The organism is Vreelandella sp. DA03-1M (assembly GCF_055725665.1).
Genome location: NZ_CM146798.1, coordinates 3135047 through 3150018, shown reverse-complemented (window position 1 = coordinate 3150018; position 14972 = coordinate 3135047). Strand labels below are relative to the sequence as shown.

General features: G+C 51.7%; 14 protein-coding genes. 8 read left to right on the top strand and 6 right to left on the bottom strand.

The genetic code is table 11. The features are described 5' to 3' along the window. Positions 1 to 47: 47 nt before the first annotated feature. From nfsA to ACXUPB_RS14795, 3 genes are all read left to right on the top strand, one after another. Entirely contained in the window at positions 48 to 779 is a 732-nt protein-coding gene (gene nfsA, locus ACXUPB_RS14805) for an oxygen-insensitive NADPH nitroreductase (protein WP_035560145.1), read from the top strand. 142 nt (positions 780 to 921) lie between these two features. Further along, positions 922 to 1887, top strand: coding sequence for a zinc-binding metallopeptidase family protein (locus ACXUPB_RS14800; protein ID WP_035560148.1), 966 nt, complete (start codon positions 922 to 924; stop codon positions 1885 to 1887). A 146-nt stretch (positions 1888 to 2033) separates the two neighbouring features. Continuing rightward, entirely contained in the window at positions 2034 to 2693 is a 660-nt protein-coding gene (locus ACXUPB_RS14795; protein ID WP_335598028.1) for a hypothetical protein, read from the top strand. Positions 2694 to 2721: 28 nt separating this feature from the next. On the opposite strand, the gene ACXUPB_RS14790 is transcribed toward ACXUPB_RS14795, so the two are convergent. The 4 genes from ACXUPB_RS14790 to ACXUPB_RS14775 are packed head-to-tail and all read right to left on the bottom strand — an operon-like array spanning position 2722 to position 8127. After that, positions 2722 to 3534, bottom strand: a complete 813-nt coding sequence (locus ACXUPB_RS14790) for a PEP-CTERM/exosortase system-associated acyltransferase (protein WP_472953134.1) — start codon at positions 3532 to 3534, stop codon at positions 2722 to 2724. A gap of 46 nt (positions 3535 to 3580) precedes the next feature. Next, a complete protein-coding gene (locus tag ACXUPB_RS14785) occupies positions 3581 to 6430 on the bottom strand; it encodes a bifunctional diguanylate cyclase/phosphodiesterase (protein WP_472953132.1) in 2850 nt (949 codons plus the stop codon). A 34-nt stretch (positions 6431 to 6464) separates the two neighbouring features. Continuing rightward, positions 6465 to 7685: a hypothetical protein gene (locus ACXUPB_RS14780; protein ID WP_335598031.1), complete on the bottom strand. Its 1221-nt coding sequence runs from the start codon at positions 7683 to 7685 to the stop codon at positions 6465 to 6467. Continuing rightward, complete coding sequence (locus ACXUPB_RS14775) at positions 7654 to 8127, bottom strand: type 2 periplasmic-binding domain-containing protein (protein WP_200897134.1); 474 nt, start codon at positions 8125 to 8127, stop codon at positions 7654 to 7656. The genes ACXUPB_RS14780 and ACXUPB_RS14775 overlap by 32 nt, the downstream gene beginning before the upstream one ends. A gap of 427 nt (positions 8128 to 8554) precedes the next feature. Here ACXUPB_RS14775 and ACXUPB_RS14770 point away from each other — a divergent pair, with 427 nt between their 5' ends. Further along, positions 8555 to 9463 carry a dihydrodipicolinate synthase family protein gene (locus ACXUPB_RS14770; RefSeq protein WP_472953130.1) on the top strand — a complete coding sequence of 303 codons (909 nt, stop codon included), beginning with the start codon at positions 8555 to 8557 and terminating at the stop codon, positions 9461 to 9463. Positions 9464 to 9521: 58 nt separating this feature from the next. Here ACXUPB_RS14770 and ACXUPB_RS14765 read toward each other — a convergent pair whose 3' ends face one another. Beyond that, the gene (locus tag ACXUPB_RS14765) at positions 9522 to 10454 is read right to left on the bottom strand and encodes a glycerophosphodiester phosphodiesterase family protein (RefSeq protein WP_472953128.1); all 933 of its coding nucleotides are present in this window, start codon (positions 10452 to 10454) and stop codon (positions 9522 to 9524) included. Between the two features lie 270 nt (positions 10455 to 10724). On the opposite strand from ACXUPB_RS14765, the gene ACXUPB_RS14760 reads away from it, so the two are divergent. Both ACXUPB_RS14760 and ACXUPB_RS14755 read left to right on the top strand, forming a co-directional pair. Then, complete coding sequence (locus ACXUPB_RS14760; protein WP_335598034.1) at positions 10725 to 11414, top strand: VIT1/CCC1 transporter family protein; 690 nt, start codon at positions 10725 to 10727, stop codon at positions 11412 to 11414. A gap of 114 nt (positions 11415 to 11528) precedes the next feature. Continuing rightward, the gene (locus ACXUPB_RS14755; protein WP_472953125.1) at positions 11529 to 12158 is read left to right on the top strand and encodes an SDR family oxidoreductase; all 630 of its coding nucleotides are present in this window, start codon (positions 11529 to 11531) and stop codon (positions 12156 to 12158) included. 18 nt (positions 12159 to 12176) lie between these two features. Here ACXUPB_RS14755 and ACXUPB_RS14750 read toward each other — a convergent pair whose 3' ends face one another. Then, positions 12177 to 13160, bottom strand: a complete 984-nt coding sequence (locus ACXUPB_RS14750; protein ID WP_472953123.1) for an aldo/keto reductase — start codon at positions 13158 to 13160, stop codon at positions 12177 to 12179. A gap of 106 nt (positions 13161 to 13266) precedes the next feature. On the opposite strand from ACXUPB_RS14750, the gene ACXUPB_RS14745 reads away from it, so the two are divergent. Continuing rightward, positions 13267 to 14208 carry a LysR family transcriptional regulator gene (locus tag ACXUPB_RS14745; RefSeq protein WP_472953120.1) on the top strand — a complete coding sequence of 314 codons (942 nt, stop codon included), beginning with the start codon at positions 13267 to 13269 and terminating at the stop codon, positions 14206 to 14208. Between the two features lie 41 nt (positions 14209 to 14249). Then, positions 14250 to 14849, top strand: a complete 600-nt coding sequence (locus tag ACXUPB_RS14740) for a class I SAM-dependent methyltransferase (protein ID WP_472953119.1) — start codon at positions 14250 to 14252, stop codon at positions 14847 to 14849. Positions 14850 to 14972: the final 123 nt, after the last annotated feature.

Sequence of the window (14972 nt, the reverse complement as noted above, 5' to 3'; positions counted from 1 at the left end):
TAGTTCTAGCGCTACTAGTGACAGTCAATATGCCAAGACGAGGTACCATGAACGACGTTATTGAGTTGCTTAAATCCCACCGTTCGATCCGTAAATTCAGCGACCGCCAGATCCCACGGGAGTTGCTAATTGAGCTTATCCAGGCCGGACAGGGCGCTGCTACGTCCAGCCATGTCCAGGCGTATACCGTTATCCATGTTAAAAATCAGGCTAATCGCGAACAGATTGCAGAACTGGCGGGTGGGCAAGGATACATTGCTACCTGTGCCGACTTTTTAGTGTTTTGCGCCGATATGAAACGCCCTACTGAGGCATCTGAGCAGACTGGTGCGAACGTAGTGCGCGGCATGACTGAACAACTGTTAGTGGCGACGGTAGATACGGCGCTGATGGCGCAAAACGTTGCAGTGGCGGCTGAATCTGAAGGGCTGGGTATCTGTTATATCGGCGGCATACGTAATAATCCCCAAGCAATTAGTGATCTATTACGCCTACCTGAGCATGTTTATCCCGTGTTTGGTATGTGTCTTGGCTACCCAGAGCATGATCCTGAAGTGAAACCGCGCCTACCAGTGGAAGCGATTCTTAAAGAAGACTACTACACTGAAGACGGTGAGCAGGTGAAACGTTTTGATGCCACCATGCAGGCTTACTACCAAGCCCGTAGCAGCAGTAATAAAGATACCGATTGGTCACATAATCTTATGCCACTTTTCGATACTAAACTGCGCCCACATATGCGTGATTTCTTGATCAAGCGTGGTTTTGAAATGAAATAGCATTGAAATGAAATGGCTTTGAAATGAACAGTATTGCAACGAAGAAATAAGCGCAGCACACTTTTTATTAGGATTTTGGAGAAGAGAAAGCTCAACGGTTTATTTGATGATCTCTTTTCCTCGTTTTCAGGAGCTCCACCGCATGCGCGTATTTGCTAACCCCGTCGGCTCCGGCTCTCTTTGGTTCGACAATCTTACGACGGCTGACGGTGTCCCCGTCGCCTATGATCCCCAGGCCCGGGCTTTTGTGCCTATGCCGCCGTTCTGTATTAATCGAGACATCATCGGCTGTAATTGGATAGCCCCCGAACAGGGCGCTTTTTGCCGCTCTTGTGCGATGACTGCGCTGGCGCCCGACCCCAGTCTTCCTAACGCGATTCCGAACTGGGCCCAAACTGAAGCGGCGAAGCGCTGGGTGCTGGATAACCTGGGCCGCTGGCACTGGTTCCGTCCCGAAGACCCAGGCGCGCCGCCGGTTTTTCATCTTCTAGCGGAAGGCAAAAAGCCCGTGCCCATGGGGCACATTGAAGGTGTCGTCACCATCAGCGTGGCCGAGGTAGATCCTGTTCTGGTGACAACGCGGCGTGAGGCGTTAGAAGAGCCTTATCGCACCATGATTGGCCACATGCGCCATGAAATATCGCACATGCTTTGGTGGCGGCTTAGCTTGCGTGAAGATTTTCTTGCCGCTTTCCGGGAAATGTTTGGTGACGAGCGCCAGGATTACACCGCCGCGCTCCAGCACCACTATCAAAACGGACCGCCCCCCGATTGGAAAGAGCGTTATTTAACCACTTACGCATCTGCACACCCTCATGAGGATTGGGCCGAGACGGCTGCTCACTTGCTGCATTTAACCGATATTGCCGATAGCTTTGCAGCATCCGATCTCTCTTCACCAGAGCTGCCCAGTCATCAGTGGGAGCCTTATGCGGAGCCAGATGCTGATCGCTTGATTTACGTGGCAGCGGCGCTCACCGTGGGCGTTAATCATGTTAACCGCTCTATGGGCTTGCCGGACCTCTATCCTTTTGTGCTTTCTGAAAACGCTCGTCGCAAGCTGGCATTTGTTCATGATTGGCTGCGTCGGGGCGCCCAGGGGCTTTAATGCAAATTTAAATTAAACCATTGGCGTGGCGTGTAGAAGTCACAACATTGCCTATACTGCATAAAGTATGACGGGAACCATCGCCGATAAAAACAAAGGCCGGTACACCACTCATGACACCGGCCATTAAGCATGGAGATTGACTGATGAATCTAGACCGCGCTTACCGCCTATTAGCAGCTTTCTACACAGTGATGCTTATCATCGGTGTCATCGCCTTATTAGCAGGTGGCGGGACACTGCTCTCTCCCGTGTATTTGCTGGTGGGCGCATTAGCCGTGATTGGGCTGTGGGGGTATACCCTGAAGCGGCGGTTTATGAACCCGCGTATGTGGAGGCCGTTGGCGGGCGTACTAGCGGTGGGTATTGTGCTTCAGTTAGTTGTAATGCTCACCACACCGCTATCGAGCGTTTTATTAACCTGGATGCTTACCAGCAGTATTTTTTCCGTCATGTTGGTAATTATGCTTTACCACTACGGGGATCGCGATCAACCTCTATGGGCGACTGAAGAAGAACACACGGCTGCCCAGCAGCTTGATGCCTTACTAACGAGTAATTCTTCCCTAACCGCTGTTACCAGTGATGGTGCTCGAGAAAATAGCGTTAAAGTGACAAAATCTAACAGCGGCTATCAAGCAAGCGTGACGCGGCGTTCGCAAGAAGGTCAAGAGCGCTTTGTAGAGCGCTTTAGATATCCCGAAACGCTAGTATTTTTCTTGGAGAAATTTACCAGCGTTACGGTTAATGATTTTAAGCGTTCGAATGCTTTAGATGATCGTGGGAGCTCAACCGCCGAAGCCTAGGTTCTATGTTTATAATAGGCATTTTTATTTACATGGTAAGAGGAATGCTGGTTTCTTGGGCCAACATTTCTTCTAACTGAGGGGCGAGAGTTTGTTGTATGTGCAAATATAAGGGTAGCAACGTTTTCTTTAAACCACTTTCTGCTTTTTGCTTATCTATATAGTAGGCGCTTCTTCTACCATGAAAGTTAATAGTTTCTCCTACTTTGGTGAAGTGAAACCCTGTTAGCGCGAGAAGTCGAGGCAGGCTAGGTTCCATCATGGCAAAAACCTGTATTTTACCTAGCTGCTTTCCTAACGAATAACCTGTAATGAATAGCCCGCTTGCCAGTAATGGAAATAGCTGCCTTTCCTCTACGGAAAAACAGGTAATAGCGCTTGTGTTTGCTAATATGTCTTTTTCTTTTGCCTTTGCTCTGAATAGAGGATTAACGGCAAGGCGAGAAATCTCATAGTAACTATTTATAGCCAGCTTTTCGGGATGGAATTCCGGATGAGTTAGGCTTTGGCTACCATACGTCTGTAAAGGAAGCTGGTTTAGCGGCTGAGGGCTAGAAGGCTTTGGAATGACGACTCGCACACATCCGGCCACTAAGCCGGTTCTGCGATGTTCAATCAAGCAATGAATAGAGTTTTGATCATGGATATCATATTCGAGCTTGTTGTAAGGGTCGGTCGGTTCTTCATATTGCAGCTCTTCGCAGTAAACGTCATGCCTTAAACGGTAAACTTTATGCTTTTCCTGCTCAGTGATGCACAGTTTAAATTTAAAATCTTGAATAAACCTTTCCAGTAATGCTGAAGGTGCTTCCCTGTTTTTTGCTATACGAGGTGATGACATCACGCGCTATCCTTTTAGGCAAAGAGTGAAATTTAAACTGCTTCTATTATAAATAATTTATTCCAAAAAAACCTTCGGTAAGCTTGGTAGGCTTACCTAAATGGTACCCCTGCCCATACGTTATTCCGTAGCCCTTTAATATAGGCAGCAATGCTTCTTGGTCAACGAACTCGGCAATAGTTTGCTTACCAAATCCTTTGGCTATATCCGCTATTGCGCGAACGATAACGCGACTGTCAGGGCTAATTAACAAACTGCGAATAAAAGAACCGTCTATCTTAATGTAATCAACGGGTAACTGCCCAAGGTAGTGAAAGCTACTAAAACCAACACCAAAGTCATCCAGAGCGGTACGACACCCTAGGCTGCGTACGGCTTGTAATACACCGCGTGCAGCAGAGAAGTCGGTAACCGCTGCGGTCTCTGTCACTTCCAGTATTAAATGGTGAGGGTCAGCGCCGCTGGCGGTTATTTCCTCGGCTAGATATTGCTTTAGCCCCTCATCATGCAAGGATTGGCCAGAAAGGTTAACTGCAAACGTAATGCCTCGATCCTGCAGTTGGCTGAGGGCTTTTAAGCTGTGCCGCACTACCCAACGATCAATCAACACGATTTGACCGCTCTGTTCGGCGATAGGAATAAAGTGTGCGGGAGAAACCAGGCTGCCATCTGGGTTGCGCATTCGCAGCAGTACTTCGTAATGTTTTATGTCTTGGTCTTCTAGCCTAATGATAGGTTGAACCATTAGCTCAAAACTGTCTTCTTCAAGCGCACTGCGTATCCGCTCAACCCAGTAGACGCGATCCTGCAGCTCATCTTTGGCATTTTCAGCTTTAGAAAGAAGGTGCCAGTGCTGAAGACCACTCTCTTTCGCTTTGTACATAGCCACATCAGCGCTCGCCATCAGATCGGCAGGTGTATTGCCATGGGTGGGGAACAGCGCAATACCAATACTCGCCGTCACGCGATGCCGCCGCTCTCCGACCACAAAGCCGATACCGTCTAGCAGCTGAACGACATATTGCGCGACTGTTACCGCTTGGTCGGCATTGGTATCTTCGAGTAGCAGCGAAAATTCGTCACCCCCTAAGCGGGCGATGACGCCACGGCGGCCTAGCTTATGGAAAAGTGTATCGGCCACTTCACGCAACAGTTGGTCGCCCACATGGTGGCCGCTCAGCTCGTTAACCTCTTTAAACTGATCTAAGTCCAGCAGCAGTACCGCCCCTTTTGCAGTGGCAGAGCGTTCAATGGCGATTTGCAGTGCATGTTGGAAGTAGCGCCGGTTGTATAGCTCGGTCAGCGGGTCTCGCTCGGCAAGCCAAGTTAGCCGCGCTTCGGCGGCCTTGCGTTCGGTGATATCGAGGCCAACGGAAATGCGTGATACCGTTTCCTCGTTACCTGTATGCAAAGGCGCATGATACCAAGCGATAGTGTGCAGATGATGATCGGGGGTGCGCAGCGTTTTCTCTTCTTGTTGAGGAAGATCAACGGTATTCGCTGTGGTAAAGACACCAGCCTCGAAGACATCTGCAAAATTGCGCCCAAGCAGGGAAGCCTCTTTTATTCCTAACATCAATTGGGTGTACTCATTGACGAGGCTGATGCGTCCTGCACTGTCTTGGGCAACTATAAATACTTGGGCGGTATCCAGTAAGCTATTGACGAAATCACGCTCATTGGCCAGCTCATCAATACGCTCAGCTAACTGTTTGCCGCGCTCTTGTACTTCGCTTTCCAACCTTTCGAGTTGATGAGAAAGCTCAAGCGTGGTGACTTCGAGTATATCTATCTCGTCTGCAATGCGATGGCGATGATTGGGAAGGGCGGAGCGTATATCGCTAAATTGCCCACTCGCCAGTATGGGTAGCAAGCCTGCGACTCTTCGCAGCCGTGCCATGGGGCCAAGCAGTATGACGAGCAGTAGTAATTCAGCGGCAATCCAGCCAAGCACACCAACGAACAATAGGGTGCGTGTATCGTTATGGATGGCATTAATTTGGCTGGTAATATCCGATATCAGCAGGAAGTAACCATTATCGTTGCGCTCGCTGCTCTCGACCATGCGTGCGGCGCTAAGCTCCACATGACGGCCAGTATGCTCAAAGCGTATCGGTGCTTCTATCAGGCGGTCCACTGGCGCGGCTTCTGCAGCTCGCTGTAACGGTGCCAGGCTTTGTTCTCCATTGGTAAGTGCGAGCAGATACCCATTCCATGCCTTCAGTTGTCGTTGAGCCGTTACATTACGGCTTTCACTGTCTTCAACAGCGCCTGTGACCAGTAACGCGACTTCGCTGCCAGAGACTTCTTTCGCCTGCCGAGTGACATCCGCTAATGAGCGGGACAGCAAGACCATGCCAACACTTTCCCCCTCTACCAGTACCGGCACTGCAGCAAATTGTTGGCAGCTAACGGTACAGCGAAGCGTGGTTAGTGGCCGTTCGGTATTCATGACTCGTTGCACCCAACTGAGTATAGGTAGCTGTGCTTCTGCATTTCCGGAGCCCCATTTGCCCAAGACTTGACCACGAGAATTAACGATTAGAATCTCATCGATTCCCGCCTCAAGCTGGAGTGCAGGCCACAGTGAATCCAGCGCTTGTTCCACATCAATGGTATTTCCTGCTTGTAAAGGTGAGCCTAAACTTGCTGAAGCAGCGGTCAATCCGGCTAATTGACGTAAATTCTCGGAGGAACGCGTTAACGCTAAATGAATTTCACGCTGTTGACGTTCATGATGCTGGCTTCGACTTTCCTGAAACTGGCGGGTGAGTTTCTCGTGGCCCAGCCAAGTAAATAGGCTAACTAATGCTAAAAGCAGTAGGCTACTCAATGCGATAACACGCCAGGTCAGACTAAGGCGCTGTGGGGTTTGAAAAAGGGCGGGTATCTTCATCGCAGTATTATCCTAGCCAGGATCGAGTAATAGATCAGAAACGCAGCGATAACTGGAACAACCACATGTTCCAGCGTCGGCTGGTCGCTGATGGATCCGGGTTGTCCTGAGCAGGCAGCCAGCCAGTACCATCCACATGATGGTATTCGCCTGCCAACATTACCTGAGGATGCGGCGTCCACTGCAAGCCAAAGGTTAAATCATCAGCAAACTGAGAGTGAGCAGGCCCCAGGCCACTAGCTTCAAAGGCTTTACCAGAAGCATCATCACGGTTACTGACTAAGCTGTCATAACGGATTAGCCACTGCCAATCGTTATAAAAGCGCCGCGTATACTGCACATACCAACTTTCACCGGTCGTATCGAAATTTAAAGCCGGTTGATTGAAATTTTTTAACCCTGAGCGGCGCAGTGCATACTCGGCCGTTACGCTCCAGAGTTCTTGATTGTACTGCAACGAAAAAACCCAGGGCCTGAAATAAAAATCTCCATCACTCACGTTGGGGGAATAGGTATCTATTTGGGATCTGACATTGGCATGGCTGAGAGCCGCAACGATACGTCCTGCGTCATGCTCATAGCGTACTTGGGCAATAGCAGATTGCTGCGGATCGAAAGAGCCCCGTATACGATGCAACTGAAGCGTCTGATTTAAGTCTTTGTCTGCCTGGGGTTTTCCTAAACCAAGCTGACCTCTTATAACGCCGTTATCCAATCGTTCTTCCAGATATAACGTTAGTCCATCTCCTGTTAGAGCTAATGAACGAGTCCGGTCAAAATAAAGTGATTGAGGTAATAGTATGCTAGGGCGTGTAAACGCCACATCGCGTGTTTGATTATAGAACCCAAACGGATTTTTAATCCTGCCTAGCTGAATACCAAAAGTGCGCTGCTGATCGGAAACCATTTGGTAATCAATAAGGCCATAGTCGAGCTTTGGATAAGCGTCGCTGCTATCGCCACCTGCACGTCGGCTTAGCATTTGTGCGGCCAGTAACACATCCTGATGAGGGCGTAATGAGACGTTGAGACCGATTTCGGTGAACTCGAAACTACCTTCATCTTGGCTGCTGGGACCAAAAAAGTTGTTATCATCAGTAACGACTAATGCCTGACTAAGAAAGCCATGCATCTGCAGAGTATCCATAACGTTTTCATCACTATGGGCGTGGGTAGGCACCCCTAATATGACAATGCCTAACAGAGCGGCAACAGTACGATGCTCATTCCATTGAGATAACTTGGATACTATCATCCAGATACTCCCTTTCAAGGTAACCTATGGCGCCGGGTGTCGTGGCAACGCGCTCGCGCATCTCTGCTTGGTCAGCGACGCGGTCTGGGGCTTGGCCGGTCCCCGAGAAGACCATGCGATCCCAGGCTAGCTGAAGCTGGTGCGGATATACCGCTAACTGCTCTTTGGTGAAGCGAGCATGCACGGAATCACTGTTATTTAAAACGTAAACCCTGACAGCTTGACCATCCGGCCATGTGCGTTGACGCATCGCAAAAATCGCGCGGGTAGTATCGCGATTCAACCAGCGGGTGGCGACGTCAGGATGGGCGACTAAAAAAAGAGGGGCTTCTCGAGCGATGGCATTTGTGCATGTGAAAATGAGCATCACCAGCAACATGAGGGTGACCATTGCCAGTAACGCCAATCGCATGAGAGAACCGCTCAAGACAGGTGAAGGCATGGGCGGTATCTTACTGGTTGATTGATGAACGCCAGGTTCATGCACGATGCAGTTCTACCTTGTACTTTATCAGTGTATGAGTTAATGACGTGTTCTCCCTCGCGGTCTATCGGCGTTGTTTTTTATATTCAGTGCCCTTTGTTTAACTAAGGGATAGGCACCAAAAAACTGTGCCGTAGCGATACGGCACGGACACAAACACTACATCAATTCAAAAAAAATAACAGGTAGCTATGTTAAAGAAGAGCGAAGGTTCTTGGTGGCGGTTGTGTTTTAATTTGTTTTCATTAACTTTGTCCATTTTGATTGGCTTATACTTTCCGGCGCTGATGAGAGCTTGTACTTAATGGCTAAGCGTCTGTGTGATACTCATTTCATTAAGTTCGTTTGAAAATCTTCCTCTGCCATTCTAAAAGGATCATCCGCCATGTTCACCGGCCTGAGTGCATTTCCGCTAACTCCCATGAACGAACACGGCATTCAAGAGCGTGAGTTTATTCACTTAGTGGAACACTTGGCCGCAGCTGGTGTGGACTCCATTGGCGTGCTGGGATCGACCGGCAACTACGCCTATTTAAGCGTTGCAGAGCGCGCCCGTGTGGCTAGTCTCAGTGTCGAAAACGCCGGTACTGTGCCTGTAGTCGTAGGCATAGGTGCATTACGTACCCGCGATGTGCTGGCTAATGCGGAACGTGCCCAGCAAGCCGGTGCCAGTGGGCTGTTATTGGCACCGGTGTCCTATCAAAAGCTGACCGACGATGAAGTGTACGACCTCTATGCTACTGTCAGCCGTTCATTGAGTGTTCCGCTATGCGTGTATGACAATCCTGGCACCACCCATTTTGATTTCAGCGATGAGCTGCACGGGCGTATTGCTCAATTGCCACAGGTGCGCTCTATCAAGATCCCGCCAGTAGTGAATGATATCGAGAAAGCGCGCGAGCGTGTGGTGCGGCTGCGCGCGCTCATTCCTTCAGAGGTCACCATAGGCATCAGCGGCGACCCGGCCGCCGCTACAGGGCTAAACGCCGGCTGTGATGCGTGGTACTCCGTTATCGGCGGGCTCTATCCCCGCACAGCACTGGCGCTGACTCGGGCTGCCCAAGCGGGAGATACCCAGCAGGCCGATGCGCTTTCCAGCGCGCTTGAGCTGTTATGGGCGCTTTATCGTGAATATGGAGGCAGCTTGCGGGTAGCCGCCACCATTGCAGAGGTAACCGGCAAGGTCAGCCAACCCTGCTTGCCTCAACCACTTAAAGCACTACAAGGGGACGACCGTAAACGAGTGGAGCAGGTAGTGGCGCAACTCGACCTGGCCGCTGCCTTTAGAGCGTAAAGCGATTCACCAAAAACGCCCAGCCAAGGCTGGGCGTGCTGAGTGTTTATAGGCGGTCTTACTCTACGAGTTCGAGCATACGATCAGGATAGTTGGTGAACAGACCGTTGACGCCCATTTCCATCAAACGCTCCATTTCATCAGCTTCATTGATGGTGTAGACATGGACCGGCAGGCCGTTGTCGTTCGCCTGACGGATGAAGTCAGCGTCAATCACTTCCTCGCCTTCGTAAATGAAATTGGTGCCCAGTCCGACCGCATAATCCGCCACTGCCTGGAAGTCCTTATCGGTGATATCTTCTGGCCCCGGCGTCACGTTCGTCCACTCCACCAATCGGCCATTTTTTTCTTCGCTGGGGTAATACCAGGCCAGTTGAATGAGCGGGATGTTCTCGTTTAATTCGTGCACTTTCAGCAGACTATCTTGCTCGAAAGACTGCACCAGGACCCGACCACTCTCGATCAAGTCGTGCTCTTCCAGCAGCGCTACCAACGCTTCTTCCAGGCCAGGGTTCAACTGCGGCGACTTGGTTTCTATGTAGTAGCGTGCATCGTGCCCAAAGTGCTCCAATAACTCATCCAAAGTAAGTATTTGAGCGCCTTCAAAGGCTGTGTCGGCACTGTCAGGGTTTTGCTCATTGAACCACGTGCCGGTATCCAGTGCTTTGAGTTCGTCCAGCGTGTAATCATTGATCTCGCCTTCGCCGTCACTGGTGCGATCAATGGTGTCATCATGAAACACCACCACCTCGCCGTCCGAAGTGATTTGAGCGTCGAGTTCCAAGTAATCGACGCCCCACTCATGGGCCAGTTCGTAGGCCGCCATCGTGCTTTCCGGTGCATGGCCGCTGGCGCCTCGGTGAGCAATTACCTGAAATGACTCAAGCTCTTTGAGCTGCTCTTCCAGCGGCGTGGACTCCGCCAGCGCCGTGGTGGCAGCACCACCGAAAAGCCCCAGGGTTATTGACGTAACCAGTAAATGGCGTTGCATGGGAAATCCTTTTGTTGAATGCCTGTTTAATAACCCTACACGGATTGCATAATGAAAGCCAAACAGGCATTCAACGTCGCCTAATCCAACGCAGATAGGCGCTTTAACAATGTCTTTGCCTCTTTCCTGGAAGACAACCGGACAAACTTAAATTACCGAGTGGCTAGACAACAAGTGCCCAACGACAATGTCCAATACCTGCTAGGCTCTGAAGGAGCTAAGCGCATTTAATCGTCAGCGATTAGGCACACCCAGGATGGCATTAATTCCATGATCCATACAGAGCATCATCGGTCTCACCGTTCAGGCTGGCTTCGTGCTGCAGTGCTAGGCGCCAACGACGGCATTGTGTCCACCAGTAGCCTCATCCTCGGCGTTGCAGCGGCAAGCACAGCGCAGAGCGATATCATGCTGGCAGGCGTTGCTGGCTTGGTGGCTGGCGCTATGTCGATGGCGGCGGGTGAGTATGTGTCGGTCAGCTCGCAAGCCGATACTGAGCACGCCGACCTTAGTATTGAACGCAAAGCATTGGCAGAGCATTACGAACTAGAGCAGGAAGAGCTCGCCGCTATTTATGAAACCCGTGGTTTGACGCCTGAATTGGCGCGGCAAGTTGCCGAACAACTCATGAGCAACGATGCCTTAGGTGCCCATGCACGGGATGAGATTGGCATCACCGACACTGGTCAAGCGCGCCCGCTTCAAGCAGCCCTCTCATCAGCAGCGACCTTTACCACGGGAGCGTTATTGCCACTATTGGTCGCCTGGTGGGCACCATCATCATTATTGACTCCTCTGGTAGCGCTGTTTTCATTGCTTTTTTTGGCTTTGTTGGGTGCCATCGCTGCTCGAGTAGGTGGCGCGCCGATGTTAAAAGCTGCCGCAAGAGTGATGTTTTGGGGCAGCCTTGCGATGGCGTTAACCTCCGCGATAGGGCGAGTGTTTGGGGTTGTCGCGTAAGGGGAACATCACCAAGTAGAGTTTGGTCTATTGGAAGAGCGGCCTGCTCATTGCCTTGAAATTCTACCTGGGTGCCTGCATCCACAGTAAATAGGTAATTCACAAGGAGTCGTTATGACAACGTTAGTGATTGGCGCGAACGGACAGATTGGCAAGCAGTTTTGCGAGCTAGCCCAAAAAGCGGGCACGCCCATCAAGGCGATGATTCGCAGTGAAGGGCAGGCAGCCTGGTTCAAAGAGCACGGCATCGATACCGTGGTAGCTGATTTAGAAGGTGAGTTTGAGCACGCCTTTGATGGCTGTGACCAAGTGGTCTTTACCGCGGGTTCAGGCCCTCATACCGGTCCAGACAAAACCCTAATGATCGACCTGTTCGGTGCCATTCGTACCGCCGATATCGCCAAGCAAAAAGGTCTCTCCCGCTACATAATGATTAGCGCCATGCGGGCAGAACAGCCATTAGACGCGCCCGAGAAAATGCGCCCCTATATGGCCGCAAAATTTGCCGCCGATGCTCACCTTCGCAATAGCGGACTTCCCTACGTCATTCTCAAGCCAGGGCGGTTGACCGACGAAGCCGCCAGTCAGCGGTTTGCCAGTTCACTGGAGGAAGCAGGCGACAACCAAATCTCCCGCGCCAACGTCGCCCATGCGCTACTTCACGCTGTGCAAAAGCCCGATTTGGTAAACCAGGAGTACCTGCTGCTGGATGGCAAACGTTCGATTGGCGAGATCATTCAGTAGCCAGGCCCAAGCCGCTCCTTACGCATTTACCCCCTTCATGCCTTCCGGTGTGTAGCGCTCGCCGATAACCGGAAGGCGTGCAGTGGCCGCTTCGAGCTGTTGCTGCTCATCATCGGTTAGGGTGATGGACGCCGATGCTGCATTCTCTTCAAGATAGCGCAACCGTTTGGTGCCTGGGATCGGTACGATGTTGTCGCCTTTGGAAAGTAGCCAGGCCAGCGAGAGCTGCGCAGGGGGGCAGCCTTTGAGTGCTGCCATGTCACCAATCACCTCTGCGATTCGGCGGTTAGTGTCCATGGCCTGTTCAGAGAAGCGCGGCAGGTTAGAACGAAAATCACCTTCTCCGAAATCAGCGTTCTCTTGAAACCTGCCCGTTAAAAACCCTCGACCGAGAGGAGAGTAGGGCACAAAGCCGATGCCAAGCTCCTTGCAGGTGGGCAGTACCGCTTGCTCCACGTCCCGTGTCCAGAGCGAGTATTCGGTTTGAACCGCCGTCACCGGGTGCACGGCGTGTGCGCGGCGCAGGGTCTCGTCGCTAACCTCGCAGAGGCCAATATGGGCAATTTTTCCCTCTTTAACCAGTTGTACCAAGCCCTCCATGGTCTCTTCGATAGGGGTTGCCGGGTTAACACGGTGAACGTAGTAGAGATCGATTTGTTCGATGCCCAGCCGCTTCAGCGACGCCTCGCAAGCTTTGCGAGCATACAGGGCGCTGCTATCCAGGCGACGCTGATACTCACCAGGGTTACGAACAATGCCAAACTTGGTGGCGATACGTACGTTTGGCTTATGGCTGGCAAGAAAGCGGCCAATCAGCTCCTCGTTATGGTGTGGCCCGTACATATCCGCCGTGTCAAAAAAGTCGATGCCCAGCTCCACTGCCCGGGCCAACACCCGAAGCGACTCGCTATCGTCTCGGGGGCCATAGAACTCGCTCATTCCCATGCAACCTAAGCCAATGGCAGAGAGGGTCAGGTCGGTGCCGAGTGTACGTGTTTGCATGCTATGTCTCCTGTAATGACTTACTAAACCATGGCCCATCAATAGAGCGTGAGCCGTTATCGAGCGCTTGTTGAAACGCGCAATAACAGCGTGGCACTATCCAATAATGAAAAAAATGAACGAATTCGGTAAACCGTTTTCCAGTTTTGAAAATCAGATGCCCCGCGGGTGGGTCTGGGATGACACGCGCACCTTTCTGGCGGTGGTCCGCCATGGCACTTTGAGTGGCGCGGCAGCGGAACTCCATCTGGGGATCGCGACGCTCTCCCGGCGTATCGAGCGGCTCGAAAAAGCCTTAAAGCTTCCGTTGTTCGTTCGTCAGCAGTCGGGCTATCAGCTTACCGAGGAAGGGGCCGGGCTAATCGAAAAAGCCGAAGCGCTGGAAGCCGCCGCAGCTGCCTTCTCCAGCGGAGGCGCACTCGCTACGCAACTGAGCGGTAGGGTGCGCTTGGCCACGGCTGAAAACCTAGCCACGTCGTTGATTCTGCCTGCATTGCCACAGTTTTATGCTCAGTACCCCGGCATCACACTTGAGCTGGTGACCGATATCACCACCGTTAATCTGCACCGCCGCGACGCTGATCTGGCGCTTAGAATGGTTAAGCCCGAGCGGGGCAATGTCACCCTTCGGCGCCTCGGCTCGCTGGGTTTTGGGCTTTATGCTAGCCCCAGTTATGTGGCCCAGCGTGAGATTCATCATGACGCGGGCGATTACGACAGCGACGCCTTTATTACCTGGGGAGACATGCAAGCGCACCTGCCTGCCGCCCAGTGGATTGAGCGGGTTCTGCAAGGGCGGGAGCCGGCGCTAACCACCACCTCGCTGGCGACCCAGCTAGCGGCGGCCAAAGCGGGGCTGGGGATAGCGGTATTGCCACATTTTCTGGCCAGGGAGGCCGGGCTTGTCTGTGTCGCTACGGATATTGGCGTAGATCAGCCCATCTATCTCGTTATCCAGACGGATCTTACCCAGTCAGGCCGCATTCGGGCCGTGGCAGACTTTCTGGCTGAAATGGTGGCCAATAACCGCGAACGCTTGAGTGGGTGATAGAGTCACTAAGCCTCCACTTTTTATCCTATAGGCCACCCATGACACCTACTGATATTGGCAGCGCCTACGATCAGATCACTCACCTTTGGCAAAGCGAAAAATTCAATCTCGCTAACGGCATAGAGGCGCACAAAAGGGCGCTTTCGTTTGTGAAAAATCGGGGTAGAGCGCTGGATATCGGTTGCGGCTGTACCGGCCGCTTTATCGACTTCTTGCAACATGAAGGCTTTACGCCTGAAGGCGTGGATATATCCGATGAAATGCTGCGCCTCGCTAAGCAGAAGCACCCTGACGTGACCTTTCACCACCAGGATATTTGCCAATGGCAGCCGCCGGAAAAATACGACTTTATCACCGCCTGGGACAGCATTTGGCATATTCCGCTAGCGCAGCAGGAAAGTGTGATGACCAAACTTATCGGAAGCCTGAATAAGGGTGGGGTAATGATCTTCTCTTTCGGCGGTACCGACGAACCCGGTGAGCACACCGATAGCTTCATGGGGCCAGAAATTTACTACTCCACGCTTGGTACCAGCGGCTTCTTGTCCCTGCTGATTACGCTAGGCGCGGTGTGCAGACATCTGGAGTACGACCAGTATCCGGAGTTGCATACTTATTTGATAGTGCAGAAGGGGTAGCATGTTGCTTTTTATCAAATAAATATTATCAGGACTGATCGTCATGCCCGCCGATGGCAAAATATAAATAGTTTTGTCATCGCATCGGTAGAACAGTCTGTTTAATGAGCAAAATTGGCAGCT